The organism is Anaerovibrio sp. RM50, from assembly GCF_000622005.1.
Taxonomy (GTDB): Bacteria; Bacillota; Negativicutes; order Selenomonadales; family Selenomonadaceae; genus Anaerovibrio.
In genome coordinates this window covers 92979-110213 of sequence record NZ_JHWV01000006.1, presented here as the reverse complement: position 1 = coordinate 110213, position 17235 = coordinate 92979, and the positions used below count along the sequence as shown (strand labels likewise).

The following is a 17235-nucleotide window of genomic DNA, read 5'->3' as shown; positions in this document are numbered from 1 at the left end:
AGGAGATGTGAAAAATGTCTAAGTTGTCTATAACAAACGATTGGAAGCCGTTGCCATACCTGTCTGGGACAGTTGAGAATGACACGCTGGTTCCTATTGAGCTTTCGCATAACAACGATTTTGGCGTTGTTATACCGCCAAAGAGCAGGTTCAAGTTTGATGATGTCCAGCTCAATATACGTAGCTGTGGCAAGCCTGTTTCTGTTAGGGTTGTTCCGTTTCAGGAGTCCACCTACACTGCCAACGCTGAGCAGATTGGTGAGTGTGTTGAGGAAGCTGACGAAAACAATACAGCTTCACAGGATGATATTGACGCACTGTTTGAATAACTTTGAATTTATCATGCTTTGAATCGACTGCAGCGGTGCGAGGTGTGATGAAGAATAAATAAAAATTTTTACAAAATGGAGGAATTGAAAATGTCTAACACTAAGCATGTAAGTGTCGAACTGTTACAGTATTTTAAGGGTAAGCAGGATGCGTTTAACGCAGAAACTTACGTTGCACAGGAGTCTGGCAAGCGTTTGATGACAAACGATGAAGGCACCAAGCTGGCTGGTATCGCTACTGGCGCACAGGTAAACGTAATTGAGTCTGTTTCCGTTGCAAATGAGGACATCGTTACTGTCTCCAATAAAGCGGTATCTATTGACCTCTCCGCATACGCAAAGACTTCTGACCTGTCTACCGTTTATCGCTACAAGGGTTCCGTAGCCAGCTACGCTGCACTGCCTTCTACTGGTCAGGTGACTGGTGATGTTTACAACGTAGAGGCTGCTGACTCCACTCATGGCGTAAATGCTGGCGATAACCTTGCTTGGAACGGTACTGGCTGGGATAACCTTGCTGGTGTTGTTGACCTCAGCGGTTATGTTGAGAAGGAGAATGGCAAGGGCCTGTCCACCAACGATTACACTGATGCTGAGAAGACCAAGCTTGCTGGCGTTGCTACTGGTGCAGAAGTAAATGTTATCGACACCGTAAAGGTTGACGGTACAGCTCTTACTGTTACCAACAAGGCTGTTGACATTGACCTGTCTGGCAAGGTTGACAAGGAAACTGGCAAGTCCCTGATTTCCACCAGCGAGATTACTCGTCTGGCAGCTATGTCTGATGAGGCTAACAAGACCACAGTTACCGCTGTAAGCTTCACTGCTGGTACTAAGGTTGCTGACATTGGCATTGATGGTACTAATACTGCCATCTATGCTCCTACCGTTGCCGTAACTGCTGAGAAGAACAGCGGTGTTAAGCTCGCTACTGTTACTATCAACGGCACTGGCACTGACATCTATATGGATGGCTGGGCAAGCGAGTCTGACATTGATGCTATGTTTGCTTCTGAGTAATATGGCATCTGCTAATCAATAAACAGTATAGTATGTGGCTCCTGCATTGAGTTGTGGGAGCCATATTATATTGTATTTCAGGAGGCAGATGATGAATGGCACAAAATAAAAAAATTATTACGGCAGACCTTTTGGAGAGATTCAAAACGAAGCAGGATGCTCAAAACGCTAGTACATATTTAGCAAGAATTGTCTATCCTACGCTGCCGACTGAATATAACTATGTTGGTAGGATTGCTTTTCAGGTTTCTGATGAAAGACTGTATGTGTACACAACCAACGGCTGGAAGAAGTTGCCTTGGTACGATGAGTTTACTGCTCCTTGGATTACCGACAGTAACGGTGATATTAGTCCAAACGTATAAAGGCGGTGAGTAAGCAATGACAGAAGATGAAAGAATAGAAGAAATCAAAAAAGTCTTACCAGATGTAGTCAATGGTCAGGTTCGACCATCTGACAGCATTCCAACAGATTTTCCGTTTGCAACCAGTTTTCCGCAACTGATAGCAAACGACCCAGCAAGTTTTGAAGTATTCAACATGGTATTCAGGCAGATATTCTCGAATTTCAGAGAATTAAACCAACAGATTCAGGATTTTGTTAGCCAGATCAATGCTGGCTGGTCTTACGATGAAAATGGCGATTTTTCTCCTAATCCAAATGTCATGATATTTGATGACAACTGTGCATGGATTAAAGAGGAGGACGGGAACATATCTCCAAACCTTGAATCCAAGTGGTGGATTAAGGACGAGGATGGTAACATATCGCCTAATTTTGATACAAATATGACTTAACGAGGAGCTGAAATAATATGTCCAAAAAAGCTATGGTAACTAATGACAACTTTGATAGTATCGGCACATCAGCAAAACCACTGCTTAATGTTTTTGCAACCAATCTGTACGGTGATGTCAAGAATGCCGATGGAACAGACAAATATACGCCAGCAAACTCTGCTGAGGGTGCGGCTGCCAAGGAAGTTGGCAATATATTGTCTACAGTCGGTTTATCTCACAACGGCATTTATCGTGGCAAGAACCTTGGAACCTTCACGTCTGTTGCAGCATTTGAAGCATTCCTTACTGCACACGAGGTTTCGTCTGGTAAGTTTACTGACCTGTACCTTGGTGACTACTTCACCATTCAGGACGGTACGTACAACAAGGAGTGGGAGATTGCAGGTTTTGACCATTATCTGCATAAGGGCGATACTGACTTCGCTACTCACCACCTTGTACTGATACCTAAGACTAACCTGTTTACAGCAGGTATGAACGACAGCAACACTACGGCAAATGGTTATGCTGGAAGTAAGATGCACACGACTCATATTCCTACGATAAACACCAAGCTGGCAACAGTTCTTGGTAATCATCTGCTGACTCGTAGAGAGTTACTGACTACTTCAATGAGTACAAGCCTTGCTTCTATGGCTGGTGCTGGTCAGACTGGTGCATCCAATAACTGGGCATGGTCTGATGTTAAGGCTGTACTGCCAAACGAAGTTGAGATTTACGGCTGTACTGCATTAAGCTCCAGCTTCTACGATGTTGGTATCGGCTGTGAGAAACTGCCTTTGTTCAATTTCAAGGGTCATTCTCATGCACGTGAATACTACTGGCTCAGGGCGGTCGCCTCGTCTACCGGCTTCTGCTATGCGGACAACTTTGGTGGTGCGTACCCCGACGACGCTAGTGACGCTCTTGGCGTTCGTCCGCTTATCTGCGTAGGCTGATTAGGCTGGTAACCGTGCCGACCTTGTGTCGGCACGCTCCAATAGAAAGGATTTTTATGTCAGTACCAGAAGGAAAAAGAAGCAAATCTCCGATGGAATATCTCCATCTAGCGTATAAGCTGAACCGTGATGTTACGCTGTTGCTCATCCGAGATTTTGGCGTAAAGAGTATATCAAGGGATTTGAAAACCTTTACTCACGCTGCCAAGATGAAGGAGGAGGACAGAAAAGCATTTGAGGAGATATGCAAGCAGTACCATATTGATGTTGAAGCCAGTTATCCGTTGTGGTTGATTGAACATTACAGAAACGTGATACTGAATTTGCTACAGAACCTATGCGAGAACATCACGACAGCCAATACAATTTATCCGTGCGAACCTGACTATGAGTATTGGCATAATCTCCGAAGAAAATACCAGAAATTGGCACAATCGAACTGTTATCAGCTTTTACAGGCACTACAGAATATTACCTATATATTGCCGATGAACAAGGAAAAGATTATGCCGTATGTTGAGCTTATTGATGCTGAGATGAAGGCGTTGAAAAACTGGCAACGCAGAACAAATCAGCAGCGGAAGAAATCAACACAAAAATAGGTCGGTTTCCGTTGGCGGTCAACTCGTCTACCAACTTCTGCAATGCGAACAACAATGGTAATGCGAACAACAACAACGCTAGTAACGCTAATGGCGTTCGTCCGATTATCAAGAGTCACACTTAGGTCATTGTTTACCGCTGTGGCTTGATTAGATAAGGGGAAACAGACCTGCTCCTATTATTGGAGGAACTTCAAGGGCAGGGATGCACCCAGCTATGGCTGATGGTGCTATTCACCCTGTCAGAAAGGAGAACAGGGGCTGCAATATGCCCCTGTACCTGTTTATGCCTTTGGAACAAGTTTACAGTGCTGACAGCCTGTTTAACGCTTTCATGGTTGCCAAACAGGGAACAGAATGGAAAGCAACTGTACAGAAATATGAATCCAACCTGCTGCTTAATATCCTTGAAACCAAGAGACAGATAGTCGAAGGCACATACAAGCCTAAACCGATGTATGAGTTTACGCTTTGTGAGAGAGGACATATAAGACAGATAAAGGCTCAGCATATTTTTGATAGAGTTGTCCAGCGGTCCCTGAATGACAATGTCCTTATACCCAAGATTAGACCGTATCTGATTTACGATAACGGTGCAAGCCTCAAGGGTAAAGGACTTAGCTTTGCAAGGAAGCGGTTTGAAATACATCTGAGAAATGCGTACAGAGAGTATGGCGAAAATGCCTATATACTGTTTATGGATTTTAAGAAGTATTATGACAACATCAGGCACGATGTAGCGTTGAAGCAATTCGGGCAGCATCTGTCAGCAGATGAATTTGAGTTTTTAAAGATAACGTTCAACGAATTTGAGATTGATGTTTCATACATGACCGAGGAAGAATACCAGAACAGCATGAGCAGTATATTCAATGCGCTGGAGTATTCCAAAATCCCAAGCAACCTAAAGACTGGAGAAAGATTTTTGAAGAAGTCTGTAGGGATAGGCAACCAGTCCTCCCAGATAACAGGCGTTTATTATCCAAACAGCATTGATACGTACTGCAAGACTGTAAAGGGTATACGGTACTACGGAAGGTACATGGACGATACCTACATCATCATGCGAAGTAAGGCTGAACTGAAAGCATTGCTGTCCGAGCTTAAAACCAAGTTTCAGGATATTGGTATTTTTGTGAATATGGAAAAGACCCATATTTACAGAATTACATCTTGGCTGCCGTGGCTGAAAATCAATTACAAGGTTAAGCCTACAGGTGGACTGATCAGAAAGGTACACAGCAAAACCTTCGCCAGAGAACGGAGAAAGCTCATATCCTTCTATAAGCTACTGATGGATGGCAGGATAACTTTGGCGAAGGTAAAGCAATGCTATAAGTCATGGCGTGGAACATACAAGAAATATGACAGTAAAACTAAACTGTTTAAGTTGGATAAGTATTTTAAAAAGATTTTTAAGGAGGATTATAAAAATGGATGAGAAAGCAAGAATCCAGCAGGAGATTTTAAACCTTGAAGCAGACCTCGCTTCCAATGCCAGTGATATTGGTGACTGGAAGATTATCAAGTGCTACGAGGCAAGCCTTCAGAGCAAGCCGCTGCCTTATGATATTGATGAGCTTATGGCTGCACGTCAGGCAATCCGTGACCGCATCAATGAACTCCAGAGACAGCTTGATGAACTCGATAATGAATGAGCTTGATTTACGCAAAGAACTTAGCAACAAAACGGTTGATGTGCTTGTTGATATTATCATTCGACTGTTAAAGCAAACAGAAAAATTGGAAAATGAACTTGAGCTGTTAAATGCCTATGATAATGAAAACGGAGCATAGCCGTTTTGTTGCGTAGATGTAGGAGAATGCACATGAACGACAAAATGAAACACATGATAGCAGGATTTATTATCGCCCTGTTATTTGGCTGCCTTCTCAATGACCCATTTGGAGGTTTTTTAATTTCCTTAGTTGCAGGACTTGCAAAAGAAATCTGGGACTATTTTGGGCATGGAGTTAGTGAGCTTGAAGATTTTCTTGCAACTGCCCAAGGTGGTGCGATTGGATGTGTTATTCTCTATCTTCCCTCCATACTGGGGGTGTGGTAGATGGACAACATGTTTGGAGCTGGGCTGTCAATAGTCAGCACTATTGCTACAGCGGTAATAAGCTGGCTGATGTACAAGCTGAAAAAGCATGAAGAAAACAAAGAAGCCGAAGCACAGCAACGCCATGTCGAAGAATTAGCGAGAATTACCCAGCATAAAATTGAAAGTGAAGCCTTCAGGGCATCTCTTTTGGCACTGACAAGGGACAGAATTTTACAGGGCTACAGGTATTACAGACAACAGGGTGGTATAACCACTCAGGATTTGGAGACAATGGCAAAGCTGTATGACGCTTATCACGCCCTTGGTGGAAACGGAACAATCACGGCTGTTTTCCAAAAGATAACTGCACTGCCCATTAAGGAGGACTATTAAAAATGAAGAATCTTAAAGGTTTGCTTACACTTGATATTATATGCGGTATATCCTTGGGCGTTGCCCTCATCGCATGTATTATGACTGGGTACAGCCCAGAAGTTACTGGCACCATTGTCGGAGCCATCGGAGGAGCCATTGGCGGCAAGGCACTTGCCAGTCACTATGAACCAAAAGAATCCGCTGCAACCATTGAAAATTTTCCAGAAAAGGTAAAAGAGATTGCTAAGGAGACAGCAACCAATGTTGTTACCAGTGCAGTCGATAAAGCTATCAAACAAGGCATCAACAAGCTGTAGAATGGTGAAATCATGAACAACAACAGCGACCCTCGGAAATGGACAGCTTTGGCTAATGCGACATTCAATTTTGTAGCTGAAGCCAGAGCCAATGGATTTTGCAGTGATTTATTGGGTATTATCGAAAGTCGGCTCTATGAGCAGTCGCCTTTTTCGATTCACCATGAACGAAAGGAGAATATAGATGAGCTTAAAGATTGTTGAAAAAGACTTTGATTTTTCAAGCCTGTCAGAGCGGAGCGTTACAGATTTGATTGTTCTCCATCACACTGGAGGCAGTGATATTGATGCCAGTGCTGAGCAGATACACGGCTGGCACAAAAATAATAACTGGGCTGGTATAGGTTATCATTATGTTATCCGCAAGGATGGCACCATTGAGCGTGGTCGTCCAGAGTGGGCTATTGGCAGCCATGCCTACGGTGAGAATAGTCATTCCATCGGCATCCATCTCAGTGGCGAGTTTGATGGTTCCTATCCTACTGAGAAGCAGATTGAAAACTGCTGTGAGCTTATTGCAGATATTGCTGTACGGTATGACATACCTATTGACCGTGACCATGTAGTTGGACACGGTGAGCTTATGGCAACGTCCTGCCCAGGGGCGAACCTTCAGGCTCTGATTGACGATGGCACTATTACTGGTAAAGCAAATTATTATCGTAATTGTGACAGCGTTGACAGCATTGAGCCAGCATGTGAACCACAGGGAGCAAGAAGCACTGAACGATTCAATACGCTGGCATCCTGTCCTGAATGGTCCCAGCCTACAATCAGAAAGATGATTGAAAAAGGCTACCTGTGCGGTAACGGTCTGAAGGATGAGGACGGGCTTCCTGCCGACCTTGATTTGTCTCGTGACATGATCAGGTTGTTTGTAATCAATGACCGTGCTGGTCTGTACAAGTAATTTTATATTGGTTGCCACAGCTATTTTTGGCTGTTGTAATAACCCCTGATTTAGCCGTGCTGTTTTCACCCCATTGCAGCACGGCTTTTTTATTATCTGTTTTTTGTGAAATGTCCATCATAAGTGGACAAAATGAGGCGCACTACAAGCGATTTTAAGCGATTTTCAAAAGCACCTGAATATATTTATACCTTTTATTTTTAGAGGCATTTAGAGAAAGACCGCTAAGACAATAATCACAATGGTTTCAGCATATTGAGTAAAATTTTTGCCACAAAATTATCAACGAATACAGAGGATTTTACGCATTTTCTAACATTTGTTCGCCTATTTTTCTGCCCTAATATTTCAGGAGATTTTATAAGCCAAGTTTCATATCTACTATATAAAGACAAAAACACGTAAAAGCATTTACAAAATACCCAATAAAATAAACGCAAAACGCTTTACAATATAGGTTTAATTTGCTAAAGTTAAGATAAGAATTACACCTAAAACACTATACGATTTGTACGAAAGGAGCTGTCAGACATGGGCAAGCAGTTGGACGATGTAAAGAAAGCATTACGTACCAAGGAAGTCAAGAACGACATAAGGACACTGCATGATTTGATTGACGAGAGACTGTACTACCTGACGGAAGGTCGGAACGACATCGTTGATGAGCTGACTGAAAAAATCAATGCTCTGATAGACAAGAACAACAAGAAGCTGAATGGCTGCCTAAAGGAAGTCCTGTAAGCTGAAGAAGGAGGATGAGATTATGACACGGTGCATAATTTGCGGAAAGAAGGTCAAGTACCCGACCTGCCAGCATTTCTGTTCCAGCAAATGCTTCGCTGTAGATTTTTGGAGAACGGCACTGAAAACTGGAATTATCGTAAATCAGGAATGTTACCAGATAGGAGACGAAGACAGCAAAAAGCTCATTCAGAGGTTTTGGTGGTCATAAATTTATTTTTGAAATGAATGATACTCACGAAAGAATTGTGAGCACCAATGTATGGCACAACGGTAAGGTTCCAAATGATATGTACACTGGCGATAATGCAGTGATTGTAAAGGAAGGATGAGAGATATGAGCAAGGATTTAAAAGAATGGGCTGTTGAGATTCTGATAGACAAGATTCGTGGTCTTGAGGGTACCGAAATGACTGGTAGAGAGTTTTACCATGCAATACTCGGTGAAGATTTGGCAAATGGCAGTTACTCATGCGATACCGAAAAAGCAAGAAAATGGGTGATGGAATATTGGATTGACCTCCAGATTTTTGTTGACAGTGAGCTTAAATGCTGTGGCGAGATTGACTTCAATCCTCTTGATGCTGAAAAGCTTGAGCTGATTATACTCAATGACTATTGCGAAAACCTTGTAATGGTTGACCAGCTTCTGAATAAGCGTTGGCACAAAAAGACTGATTGGACACAGGAACGGATTGATGTGATTTGTGAGTTTTTGCAAGCAGAGATTGCGTGATGGTTTCTATGAGCCAGTCAGCTTATAGCTGGTTGGCTTTGTAGAAGGCATGACCTTCTAAGAAGAATGATTTTACAACGAAAGGATGATGAACATGAAGCTGGAAGTAATGATTACCAACAAGGTAAACAAGAAGTATGCGTGGTTTGACGTGTTCAACTTTGATGAATGCGAGGCAGAAGAAAAGCTGAACCCAGATGACGATGCGAATGTTGATTTGGTGGCTGTTGATTTTCGTGGCGATTTTGCAGATGCGTTTAAACAGTATTACAAAAAGGAGGAGCCTTCAGATGTTATTGAAGACCTGAGATACGACCTTGCTGAGCTGGAGCTTGAGGATGAGGGAAGTTTCAAATATGACGCTTTCGCTGCATTGGTAGAGTATCAAGGCTTTTTTAATCTCAATCACGCAGTTAGCATTTTTGCCAACCATGATTATACGTTTATTCCTGAAGTGTCAGATGACAAAAGCTATGGTGAGTGGTTATATCAGCAAGGCATGACCGATATTCCAGAAGAGCTTGCCACATATATTGATTATGACAAATACGGTCAGGACAGACGTTTAAACGATGGCGGCTACCATTCAAAGGTTGGATATATTGCTGCTCGATGATAGGAGGCGTGTATTATGAAAATTAAAGTATTTGTACTGGACCACAAGAACCATTATTGCAGAGAAGTAGTCGAGATTGACGAAGAAGATTCCTTGCATGAAATGTACAGAGTGCTTCATTGCGAACTTGTAGATGTGCAGAGTTTTGACATTGACGGTGTTGAGTACGACATTTGGTTTGACGAGGAGTTTTTACTTAAAGGAGAGCCGTTGGCTTGCACCTTTGTCCTTGGAGAGTTGAAGAAAGGTCGCTGCATTCCGATTTGCGGTAGCTGGATGATTGCCAAACATGATGAAGAAGGCAGGACCATTGGCTTGACCGATGAAGATATTGATAAGCTTTGGACGTATACTGACGAAAACTCGATTAAAGCCAGCATAGCTTGTGCGAAAAAGTTGTTTGTGTGAGGTGAGTATTATGGGATATTACAGCAGCGTATATATAGCAGTTCCGTCCAGCACGTATGACGAGATAATGAACGAAGCAAGCAAAAAGATATATGCCGAGGAAAATGAAAAGCATTGCAGATATGTAAGGTTTCTTGATACTGCAAAAGTTTTCACCGTAGAAGATGATAAGGTCAAGATCATGTACTGGGATGACGTCAGATGGTACTGTAGCTACGAAGAAGTTAAACTCATTAACAGTACCATGAGAAAAGGCTTGTTTGCTTTTCTGAGAATTGGTGAGGACCACACCACCGAATATGATTGCCGTTGCATGGATGACGATGACGTGTATCATCCAGAATTTGATATGCCGTTTAATGTCGAGATAAAAGTCAAATGGAACGATGATTTGTTATTGCGATAGTTTTCTGCTAAAATGTATAGCAAATAAGGCGGTGATGAAATGGACGTTAAGCAGGAAGCAAAGAAAAAGGAATTTGTTGCTGGATCAGGAAGACCAAGACTCGATGAAGGCTATGAGAGCAAGGCAAGAGGCATTCACATGATAAGGGCGTATGACGATGAATGGACTGAGATTAGACGGTTCATGGGTATGGTTCGTACAGATGTTGATGCTTGCAGAATGGCACTGGACGTGCTTGAATACCTTGGTGTTGGCAACAAGAAGATAATAGAGAAGCTGAGAAAGCTCAAGGAAAAACAGAACATGTGAAGGCTGCTCCCAGATTTAGTCTGGGAGTTATTTTTTTGCAAAGAAATAGCTTTGATTGCTATGTAAAAATATTTACATTTTTCGTAAATATTTATTGTAAAACGCTTTACATTATAGGGGCAGTTTGCTAAGATAAAGATAAGATAAATCTACCCATTAGAAGAAGCGGAGGTGAGAGCCGATGGCAGCAAGAGGCAAGTTCTTCCTTGAACGCTGGTATGACAGAAACGCTTGTAAGGAAGTCGTAAGCGTTTATGACAGCAATGGGAAACAGGTTTATGAAGATTATGTTAAGCTGACCGATTTAGACCATGTTTTAAACATGGTCAGAACCAGCTACAACATCACCGATGAGAAACGGTTAGATGAATGGAGGTAAGCGATATGACCAGAATAGTTGAAGAAGTACACTGGGACTGGTATGGGGTTAGGAATATGTGCATTAACCATAGCCTCTACACCTGCGGAAGCAACGAGGACTACTCAGCATTGCTCGATGAGGTAAGAGAGACCATGTACGCAACGCCAGAATCTATCTACTATGTAGCATTTGATATTCTTGAGCATAGCGATACTGATATGAGAGTAGAAGACATCATGTATCACTTGAACAAGGAAGCTGTTATAAGATTTTACAACATTGGAAGGAGTGCTTGATTATGGGCTTTTTTAGCTGGATTACATCAGACACGCACGAAAGCATAAGCAACGTCTATTCAGTACGTGGAGCATTGCCAGTATATCTGATAGCTCCTGATGGCACCACATATTATGAGCCGAATTACGATGGCTACGGAGTATTCGCTGGGCAGGACGCATACGCATTGCTTGCACAGTGGAATTGTCCAGAGAAATGCACTGGGGATGTTGAGAAGGACAGACTGGTTGGCATATACCTCAGAGAAGAAGATCTGAAATATCCGCTGAAGTTTGCCGAGCTGAAGCATCTTGATAAGGAAGTTATTGCAGACAAGGAACAGATGAAGCGAAAGTACAACAGGCTTGGTGCTTCAGATGAATGTCCAGACCAAGGATTTTTCTACAGTGATGATGAAGAAGATGATGACTGGGACGAAGAAGACGATGAATATTGATGGAGGTGGCTGTTATGTTGAAGAATATAGTCAGACCAGAAGAAGAAAAGATTGTGGAACATGTTGTTGAGTTCTATTATGAGGACGGTCAGGGTGGCTACAGTTTTCCGTGTGATGAGAACGGCAAGCCTGATTTTGATGATATGACCGAAGGTGCTATCAAGAATTACCACATGTGTATGGATAATCCGCAGAAGTTTGGCAGTTACAACAAGATGCGTACCAGAGTCCGTTATTTCAAGCCTAGCTCCTATGGCACTTGTCACTGTGGCAACACAGTTTACTTTGAAAATGAGTATATGGGTGCATGCCAGTGCGATAAATGTGGTCAGTGGTACAACCTGTTTGGTCAGGAGTTGTTGCCACCTGAACAGTGGGGCGAATATTAAAGGAGGTATTTGATATGACTATTGAGGAGAAGCTGTCAGATGTATTGGCGAACGCAACTTACGCCTGTTCCTACTGGGCTGGAGAAGTTGACTATGAAAAGGACAAGCTGACGAAAGACAAGTTTGAGTTTTTCGAGGATAGATTGGTAAACTGCATCATGAACGGTGGCAAAGTCACCTACTTTGATATTGAAGATGGTGAGCCGTATGTGCTTACACTGGAAAAGTTCAAGGAAGGCGTTAAGAAGCTGGAGAAGGAACACGACTGGGAATACTGGGAAGATTATTCAGATGAAGTATTGCAGACTTGCCTGTTTGGCAAAGTAGTGTTCTGCTGATAAAGGAGGTTTTTTGAAATGACTAAGGAATTTGAATTTGAGATTGTTGAGTTTGGCGCAAAGCTGGGTGATACTTCGGCAAAAGGCTGGACCACAGAGATTAACAAGGTATCGTTTGGAGGTAGACCAGCGAAGTGGGATATTCGCCCTTGGAACGAAGACCATAGCAAGATGGGCAAAGGTATCGCCCTGACTGATGATGAGCTGGAAGCATTGAAGGATTTTCTGAATAAGTAATTGGCAGTCGGCTGGCTATATGTCAGCCGACTTCTTAATTTGAAAAGGTGTGTGATTGAAATGGCTTTGTATAAGGTGGAAGTGAAAAAGACAATCAGGAGATTTGTATTTGTTGAAGCTGATAGCGGTTATGATGCACATTGTAATGTTGAGTTGATGTGCGAAAGAGAAGAAATCGTACTTGATGACAATGATTTTGTAAACCAGACAGTTGAAGTTTGGGGAGCCGTACAGGATGGTGATAAGCAATGAGTGAGTTCAAAGTCAAGATAACTGAGGTGCTGAGCAGGACAATAAATGTTGTCGCCAGTTCAGAAGATGAAGCCAAGAACATCATAGATGAGATGTACAAGCATGAGCATATCATACTTGGTTCTGATGACTTTGTTGGCGTTGAATTCGATGTTGTTAAATGAAGAATGAGAGAGGATGACAGCAGTATGGATAAGGTTGAATACCAGAATAACGCTTCATTGATTGCAACAGTTTTAGGCGTGAATGAGGAAGCTGTTTCGTGCTACAGCATAGAAGATATAATGGAGAATCCCCAGATAGTGGAGAATGTAGGACCAGCAACAGCCAAGAAGGTTATTGCCATGAATGAGCTGGCAAGGCGTATGTTTGAGAAGAAGAACAAGATTGACAGACCTACAGTCCGTTGCCCAGACGACTCTTTTGATGTAATATATAAGCACATGAAAGCGAACCGTTATGACATGATGAAAGAGCATTTTGTTATTGCCTGTCTGGATATAAAGCATCATGTCCTTGCAGTAAAAGAGATAAGCTGTGGAAGCATGACAGCTTCTGTTGTGCATCCTCGTGAAGTTTTCAAGGAAGCAATCAGGCATAGTAGTGCCGCCATCATATTAGCCCACAATCACCCAAGCGGCGATGTGTCTCCAAGCGGTAATGACATCACGATAACACGCCAACTCGTACAGGCTGGCAAGATAATGGACATTGTCATACTGGACCATATTGTGCTTTCAGATTATGGCACCTACTACAGCATGAAAGAGCATGGAGATGGTGACTTGTAATCATGCCAGAGATTTGTCTGCATTTTGTCTGCATCAAAAATGTTTTTGTGAAAACGTGATATAATCAACTATGTTGAAAAGTGCAGGAAACATGCGGTTTAGAGAAGATTTAAAAATTTAGTATGTGCATGAAAAAGTGCAAAAAAGGATTTGGTGAACAGATAATGGCTCAAAAGAAGTTTTATGCTGTGAAGCAGGGGCGTCAGCCGGGAATCTATACCACATGGGCTGAATGCCAGAAGCAGACTGTGGGCTTTAAAGGTGCCAAGTTCAAGGGCTTTGTTACAAGGGCTGAAGCCGATGCCTACATTAATGATGAGGAAGTATTGGCTGCTCCCATTGAAGGGGTAGTGGCCTATGTGGACGGCTCCTATTTTAACGGGGAATACAGCTGGGGCATGGCCATTTATGAAAATGGTGGCCTCATCTATAAGGCCAACGGTAAGGGCACCTCTGAGGAGTCTGCCAAGCTCCACAATGTGGCCGGGGAAGTAGCAGGGGCCATGGAGGCAGTGCTCTGGGCCGAAGCTCAGGGATTGGAGCACATCACCATTTGCCATGATTATGTGGGGATTTCCGAGTGGGCCCTGGGCCATTGGAAGACCAATACACCACTTACCACCCAGTACGCGGCCTTTATGAAGGAAAGACGCAATCTTGTTACCTTTGTAAAGGTGGCGGGACATACGGGGGTTGCGGGCAATGAACTGGCAGATAAGCTGGCCAAGGCCGCCCTTGAAATCTGATGGACTGGTTTGTTTGAGATAATTTTATAAATTAATATGAAAATTGGGTGTCAACTGATGAAAATCATCAAATGGCACCCTTTTTATTGTGGAAATATACAACTCAGTATTTTTTTATCAATGAAAGTAAATTATTGTGGCAGATGGCAGCAACGGTGGAGGGCTTCAGCTTGTCCAGCAACGGGTAATACTTCATCACCTCGGCTGGATAGGTCTGCCAGTGTCCCACCTTGTCCGTGCCCAAAAGAAAACGGTCCGGATGGCGTTCAATAAGCTCCACCCAGTCCTCCATGGTATTTCCGTCATAATAATTATCAGGGAATTTATCAAGGAAATAATGATCGTAAACCAGCCATGAAATATCCATCCATAGATTTTTATTGTCCCTTAGAAGCTCATGGGCAATCTGGGGAAGCTCCTTTACCTCCACCTGGCGGGAAATACCAATATGGGCCCAGATAATATTGCATTGGCGGTTGTATGCCAGTGCATTTTTAAGTTCATGAAGGTAAAGAATCCTTTCGGTATTTTGGGCGGTAATATTGTGATGAACCAGCACCGGCAGCCCCTTTTGGGCCGCAACATCGTAAATCCCCAAAAAGCCGCCCCCATCCATGTGAGGCACCTCACCGTATGTATGGGCCGTTAAATCATCATGGCGGCTCATAATTTCCCCGATGCCCCTCCAGAAATCCGGATAGATGTGAAGTAGTCGCTCCAAATGGTCGGCAGCATATTTATCGTTGCAGTTAAATCCGCAGCAGAAGGGATAAAAACGATGGCGTATTTCATCGGGCTGTGCCAAAAGCTGCTGAGCCACCAAATAATCCGTTGCGGAATAGTAATAAAAGTGGCTGTCACACTCCATGGCTATAGGCATACCAAATATTACAGATTTTTTCACCCCTGCCATATCCATGGCTCTGCATAAAGCCGGAAAACCATCGGATTTTTGTAAAAAATCCGTGAAATGGAGATGGCTGTCAATTATTTCATAACGGACAGCTTCCTTAGGTGGAACAATTTTTATTTTTTTATTTCTGATCTGGTCAACATCAGCTAAAGGGATGGTCTTCACTGAATTACTTATTTCGGCCATTGCCTCATTCGTTCCGGCTTTAGCCACATTTCCCCCTAAGCCTGTCAGTGCAATACCCGCAGCCGCTGACAATTTAAGGAAATCACGTCTTGATATGGAATTGGTCTTGTCCTTTTTATGAACCGCCATTAATTTCATCGCCCTTCTGTAATAAATAACTTTGTAAAAGCCCATTACCTGCTCTGTTACCATTCGACAAATATTAATTATTTCCCTTTAATAGGTCAGACCTGATGTCTGGTCTGTTTTTTTGCAAAAAAAATGAAAAAAATGCAGGAATTACCTATGTGCAAGTAGAATTCTAGGAAAGTGTAATATATAATTTTTTTTATAGCAATGGACTTATTTATAATTTGTTTGCTATTTCAGGGGGAAAAAGAATATGAATTTTAAAAGGAGAAAAGCGGGAGCTGTTGCCCTGGCTCTTGCCGTGCTAACTGCTTGTGGCACATCTTCAGCAGAGCGTGTGAGTGTTACTCTGGATGAAGGAATACAGATGGCCCTTGATAACAACTACACCATTGAGGAAAGTGGTGCAGATCTGGACAGCGCTTACTGGTCCTTGAGAGAGGCCCGGCGCAATGGGGGACCTAAAGTGAGCTGGACCAGCTCCGCCTATCGGGTAGGGGGCAAGTCCTATGAAACCTGGTCCCATGACGGACTCTATTCCAATCAGTTCTCATTGTCCATGCCAATTTATTCCGGCGGAAAAATCGAGAACAATATTGAGGCAGCAGAAATGGGGCTTTCCGGGGCAGAGCTTGATCTGGAGCGTACCAAGCAGGAAATTCGCTGTACAGTATCAGGGGATTACTACAATATTTTGAGATGCCGCAGTGAAGTGGAGGTTTATCAGGAGTCTGTAAACAATCTCCAGGCCCATCTGGACAACGTCAGCGCCAAATTGAGGGCTGGTGTAGTGGCACAGAAGGACGTGCTGAGCTCAGAGGTTTCCCTGGCTGAGGGAAAACAAAAGCTTGTAACAATGGTTAATGATTATCGGGTGGCAGTGTCAACCTTTAATAACGATGTGGGACTGCCTACGGAGACTGAGACAGAGGCAAAGGAACAGCTGGTATACGAAGAATATACCATGACTTTGCCGGAATGTGATGAATATGCCCAGTTACATCGTCCGGATCTCTTCCAGAAAATGTATAATCTCAAACAGAAAAAAGCAGAGATGGAAGCTACGAAATCCGGCATGCGTCCAAAGCTGGATGCGGGAGTAAACCGTAATATCGGTGGCAGCTCTCCTTTCAAAACCGACAGTGTTTCCGCCGACAGCTGGACTGCAGGTGTTCAGCTGACCTGGGATATTTTTGACAGCGGTATCGCCTCAGCCCAGGTGAATAAAAAGAAAGCAGCTGTACACCGTGCAGAGGCTGAGCTGAAGGATAAGTTAAATACCGTTAAGCTTGAGGTCCGCACAGCGTATCTGAATATGCGGGCTGCAGAGGAAAATATCGGTACCATGCGGGAAGCCCTGGCCAAGGCCCAGGAGGATTACCGCATTGAGGTAGTTCGCTACAATGCTGGTGTGGGAACCAACCTTGAGGTTATGGATGCCCAGGACAAGCTGGTTTCCGCCAAGGGCGATTATATTAATGCATTGTATAAATACAACTACAGCAAGGCAGATCTCGATAAAGCGATGGGTGTTCCAGTTGATCTTGATGTGGAGCCTTATCGTCAGGCCATGGAAAAAAGCGAGAATAAGGGGGAATAACTGG

32 protein-coding genes are annotated in these 17235 nt (G+C 43.2%); 31 read left to right on the top strand and 1 reads right to left on the bottom strand.

Annotated elements, in window-relative coordinates; all coding sequences use genetic code 11:
* Positions 1 to 14: 14 nt before the first annotated feature.
* From T525_RS0104065 to T525_RS0103915, 30 genes are all read left to right on the top strand, one after another.
* Positions 15 to 329 carry a hypothetical protein gene (locus T525_RS0104065; RefSeq protein ID WP_027406154.1) on the top strand — a complete coding sequence of 105 codons (315 nt, stop codon included), beginning with the start codon at positions 15 to 17 and terminating at the stop codon, positions 327 to 329.
* A 90-nt stretch (positions 330 to 419) separates the two neighbouring features.
* Positions 420 to 1349, top strand: coding sequence for a hypothetical protein (locus T525_RS0104060; RefSeq protein ID WP_027406153.1), 930 nt, complete (start codon positions 420 to 422; stop codon positions 1347 to 1349).
* Positions 1350 to 1444: 95 nt separating this feature from the next.
* Positions 1445 to 1714, top strand: a complete 270-nt coding sequence (locus T525_RS0104055; protein WP_027406152.1) for a hypothetical protein — start codon at positions 1445 to 1447, stop codon at positions 1712 to 1714.
* Between the two features lie 16 nt (positions 1715 to 1730).
* Complete coding sequence (locus T525_RS0104050; RefSeq protein ID WP_027406151.1) at positions 1731 to 2147, top strand: hypothetical protein; 417 nt, start codon at positions 1731 to 1733, stop codon at positions 2145 to 2147.
* A 17-nt stretch (positions 2148 to 2164) separates the two neighbouring features.
* Positions 2165 to 3088 carry a hypothetical protein gene (locus T525_RS14135; protein WP_051533389.1) on the top strand — a complete coding sequence of 308 codons (924 nt, stop codon included), beginning with the start codon at positions 2165 to 2167 and terminating at the stop codon, positions 3086 to 3088.
* A gap of 56 nt (positions 3089 to 3144) precedes the next feature.
* Positions 3145 to 3690 carry a hypothetical protein gene (locus T525_RS14130; RefSeq protein WP_156945554.1) on the top strand — a complete coding sequence of 182 codons (546 nt, stop codon included), beginning with the start codon at positions 3145 to 3147 and terminating at the stop codon, positions 3688 to 3690.
* A 217-nt stretch (positions 3691 to 3907) separates the two neighbouring features.
* A complete protein-coding gene (locus T525_RS0104035) occupies positions 3908 to 5131 on the top strand; it encodes a reverse transcriptase domain-containing protein (protein ID WP_051533387.1) in 1224 nt (407 codons plus the stop codon).
* Entirely contained in the window at positions 5124 to 5348 is a 225-nt protein-coding gene (locus tag T525_RS0104030; RefSeq protein WP_027406149.1) for a hypothetical protein, read from the top strand. Before T525_RS0104035 ends, T525_RS0104030 begins: the two co-directional genes overlap by 8 nt.
* Positions 5341 to 5487 (top strand): hypothetical protein, encoded by a 147-nt coding sequence (locus T525_RS16210; RefSeq protein WP_156945552.1) that lies wholly within the window; start codon positions 5341 to 5343, stop codon positions 5485 to 5487. The genes T525_RS0104030 and T525_RS16210 overlap by 8 nt, the downstream gene beginning before the upstream one ends.
* A 32-nt stretch (positions 5488 to 5519) precedes the next feature.
* Complete coding sequence (locus T525_RS0104020; protein WP_027406148.1) at positions 5520 to 5756, top strand: hypothetical protein; 237 nt, start codon at positions 5520 to 5522, stop codon at positions 5754 to 5756.
* Complete coding sequence (locus T525_RS15480; RefSeq protein ID WP_051533386.1) at positions 5757 to 6131, top strand: hypothetical protein; 375 nt, start codon at positions 5757 to 5759, stop codon at positions 6129 to 6131.
* A gap of 2 nt (positions 6132 to 6133) precedes the next feature.
* Positions 6134 to 6430 carry a hypothetical protein gene (locus T525_RS0104010; protein WP_027406147.1) on the top strand — a complete coding sequence of 99 codons (297 nt, stop codon included), beginning with the start codon at positions 6134 to 6136 and terminating at the stop codon, positions 6428 to 6430.
* A 184-nt stretch (positions 6431 to 6614) separates the two neighbouring features.
* Positions 6615 to 7340 (top strand): peptidoglycan recognition family protein, encoded by a 726-nt coding sequence (locus T525_RS14120; RefSeq protein WP_072031617.1) that lies wholly within the window; start codon positions 6615 to 6617, stop codon positions 7338 to 7340.
* A gap of 531 nt (positions 7341 to 7871) precedes the next feature.
* A complete protein-coding gene (locus tag T525_RS0104000; protein ID WP_027406146.1) occupies positions 7872 to 8081 on the top strand; it encodes a hypothetical protein in 210 nt (69 codons plus the stop codon).
* 22 nt (positions 8082 to 8103) lie between these two features.
* Entirely contained in the window at positions 8104 to 8292 is a 189-nt protein-coding gene (locus tag T525_RS0103995; RefSeq protein ID WP_027406145.1) for a hypothetical protein, read from the top strand.
* 126 nt (positions 8293 to 8418) lie between these two features.
* Positions 8419 to 8817: a hypothetical protein gene (locus tag T525_RS0103985; protein ID WP_027406144.1), complete on the top strand. Its 399-nt coding sequence runs from the start codon at positions 8419 to 8421 to the stop codon at positions 8815 to 8817.
* A gap of 94 nt (positions 8818 to 8911) precedes the next feature.
* Positions 8912 to 9433, top strand: a complete 522-nt coding sequence (locus tag T525_RS0103980; protein WP_027406143.1) for an antirestriction protein ArdA — start codon at positions 8912 to 8914, stop codon at positions 9431 to 9433.
* 15 nt (positions 9434 to 9448) lie between these two features.
* Positions 9449 to 9841 (top strand): hypothetical protein, encoded by a 393-nt coding sequence (locus T525_RS0103975; RefSeq protein WP_027406142.1) that lies wholly within the window; start codon positions 9449 to 9451, stop codon positions 9839 to 9841.
* On the top strand, positions 9834 to 10247 hold the full coding sequence (locus T525_RS0103970; protein WP_156945550.1) for a hypothetical protein: 414 nt from the start codon (positions 9834 to 9836) through the stop codon (positions 10245 to 10247). The genes T525_RS0103975 and T525_RS0103970 overlap by 8 nt, the downstream gene beginning before the upstream one ends.
* 39 nt (positions 10248 to 10286) lie before the next feature.
* Positions 10287 to 10556: a hypothetical protein gene (locus T525_RS14115; RefSeq protein WP_037325064.1), complete on the top strand. Its 270-nt coding sequence runs from the start codon at positions 10287 to 10289 to the stop codon at positions 10554 to 10556.
* Between the two features lie 181 nt (positions 10557 to 10737).
* On the top strand, positions 10738 to 10935 hold the full coding sequence (locus tag T525_RS0103960; RefSeq protein WP_027406140.1) for a hypothetical protein: 198 nt from the start codon (positions 10738 to 10740) through the stop codon (positions 10933 to 10935).
* Positions 10936 to 10940: 5 nt separating this feature from the next.
* A complete protein-coding gene (locus T525_RS0103955; RefSeq protein ID WP_027406139.1) occupies positions 10941 to 11213 on the top strand; it encodes a hypothetical protein in 273 nt (90 codons plus the stop codon).
* Between the two features lie 74 nt (positions 11214 to 11287).
* Positions 11288 to 11650, top strand: coding sequence for a hypothetical protein (locus T525_RS0103950; RefSeq protein ID WP_156945549.1), 363 nt, complete (start codon positions 11288 to 11290; stop codon positions 11648 to 11650).
* 14 nt (positions 11651 to 11664) lie between these two features.
* Positions 11665 to 12039 carry a hypothetical protein gene (locus T525_RS0103945; RefSeq protein WP_027406137.1) on the top strand — a complete coding sequence of 125 codons (375 nt, stop codon included), beginning with the start codon at positions 11665 to 11667 and terminating at the stop codon, positions 12037 to 12039.
* A 14-nt stretch (positions 12040 to 12053) separates the two neighbouring features.
* Positions 12054 to 12377, top strand: coding sequence for a hypothetical protein (locus tag T525_RS0103940; protein ID WP_027406136.1), 324 nt, complete (start codon positions 12054 to 12056; stop codon positions 12375 to 12377).
* 18 nt (positions 12378 to 12395) lie between these two features.
* On the top strand, positions 12396 to 12614 hold the full coding sequence (locus T525_RS0103935; protein ID WP_027406135.1) for a YdbC family protein: 219 nt from the start codon (positions 12396 to 12398) through the stop codon (positions 12612 to 12614).
* 60 nt (positions 12615 to 12674) lie between these two features.
* Entirely contained in the window at positions 12675 to 12866 is a 192-nt protein-coding gene (locus T525_RS0103930) for a DpnD/PcfM family protein (protein ID WP_027406134.1), read from the top strand.
* Positions 12863 to 13030, top strand: a complete 168-nt coding sequence (locus T525_RS15820; protein ID WP_084276875.1) for a DpnD/PcfM family protein — start codon at positions 12863 to 12865, stop codon at positions 13028 to 13030. The genes T525_RS0103930 and T525_RS15820 overlap by 4 nt, the downstream gene beginning before the upstream one ends.
* A 24-nt stretch (positions 13031 to 13054) precedes the next feature.
* Complete coding sequence (locus T525_RS0103920) at positions 13055 to 13657, top strand: RadC family protein (protein WP_027406133.1); 603 nt, start codon at positions 13055 to 13057, stop codon at positions 13655 to 13657.
* 164 nt (positions 13658 to 13821) lie between these two features.
* Positions 13822 to 14403 carry a viroplasmin family protein gene (locus T525_RS0103915; protein WP_027406132.1) on the top strand — a complete coding sequence of 194 codons (582 nt, stop codon included), beginning with the start codon at positions 13822 to 13824 and terminating at the stop codon, positions 14401 to 14403.
* A 103-nt stretch (positions 14404 to 14506) separates the two neighbouring features.
* Here T525_RS0103915 and T525_RS14110 read toward each other — a convergent pair whose 3' ends face one another.
* On the bottom strand, positions 14507 to 15631 hold the full coding sequence (locus T525_RS14110) for a twin-arginine translocation signal domain-containing protein (RefSeq protein WP_198022619.1): 1125 nt from the start codon (positions 15629 to 15631) through the stop codon (positions 14507 to 14509).
* 253 nt (positions 15632 to 15884) lie between these two features.
* Here T525_RS14110 and T525_RS14105 point away from each other — a divergent pair, with 253 nt between their 5' ends.
* Entirely contained in the window at positions 15885 to 17231 is a 1347-nt protein-coding gene (locus T525_RS14105) for a TolC family protein (protein ID WP_051533384.1), read from the top strand.
* Positions 17232 to 17235 lie beyond the last annotated feature (4 nt).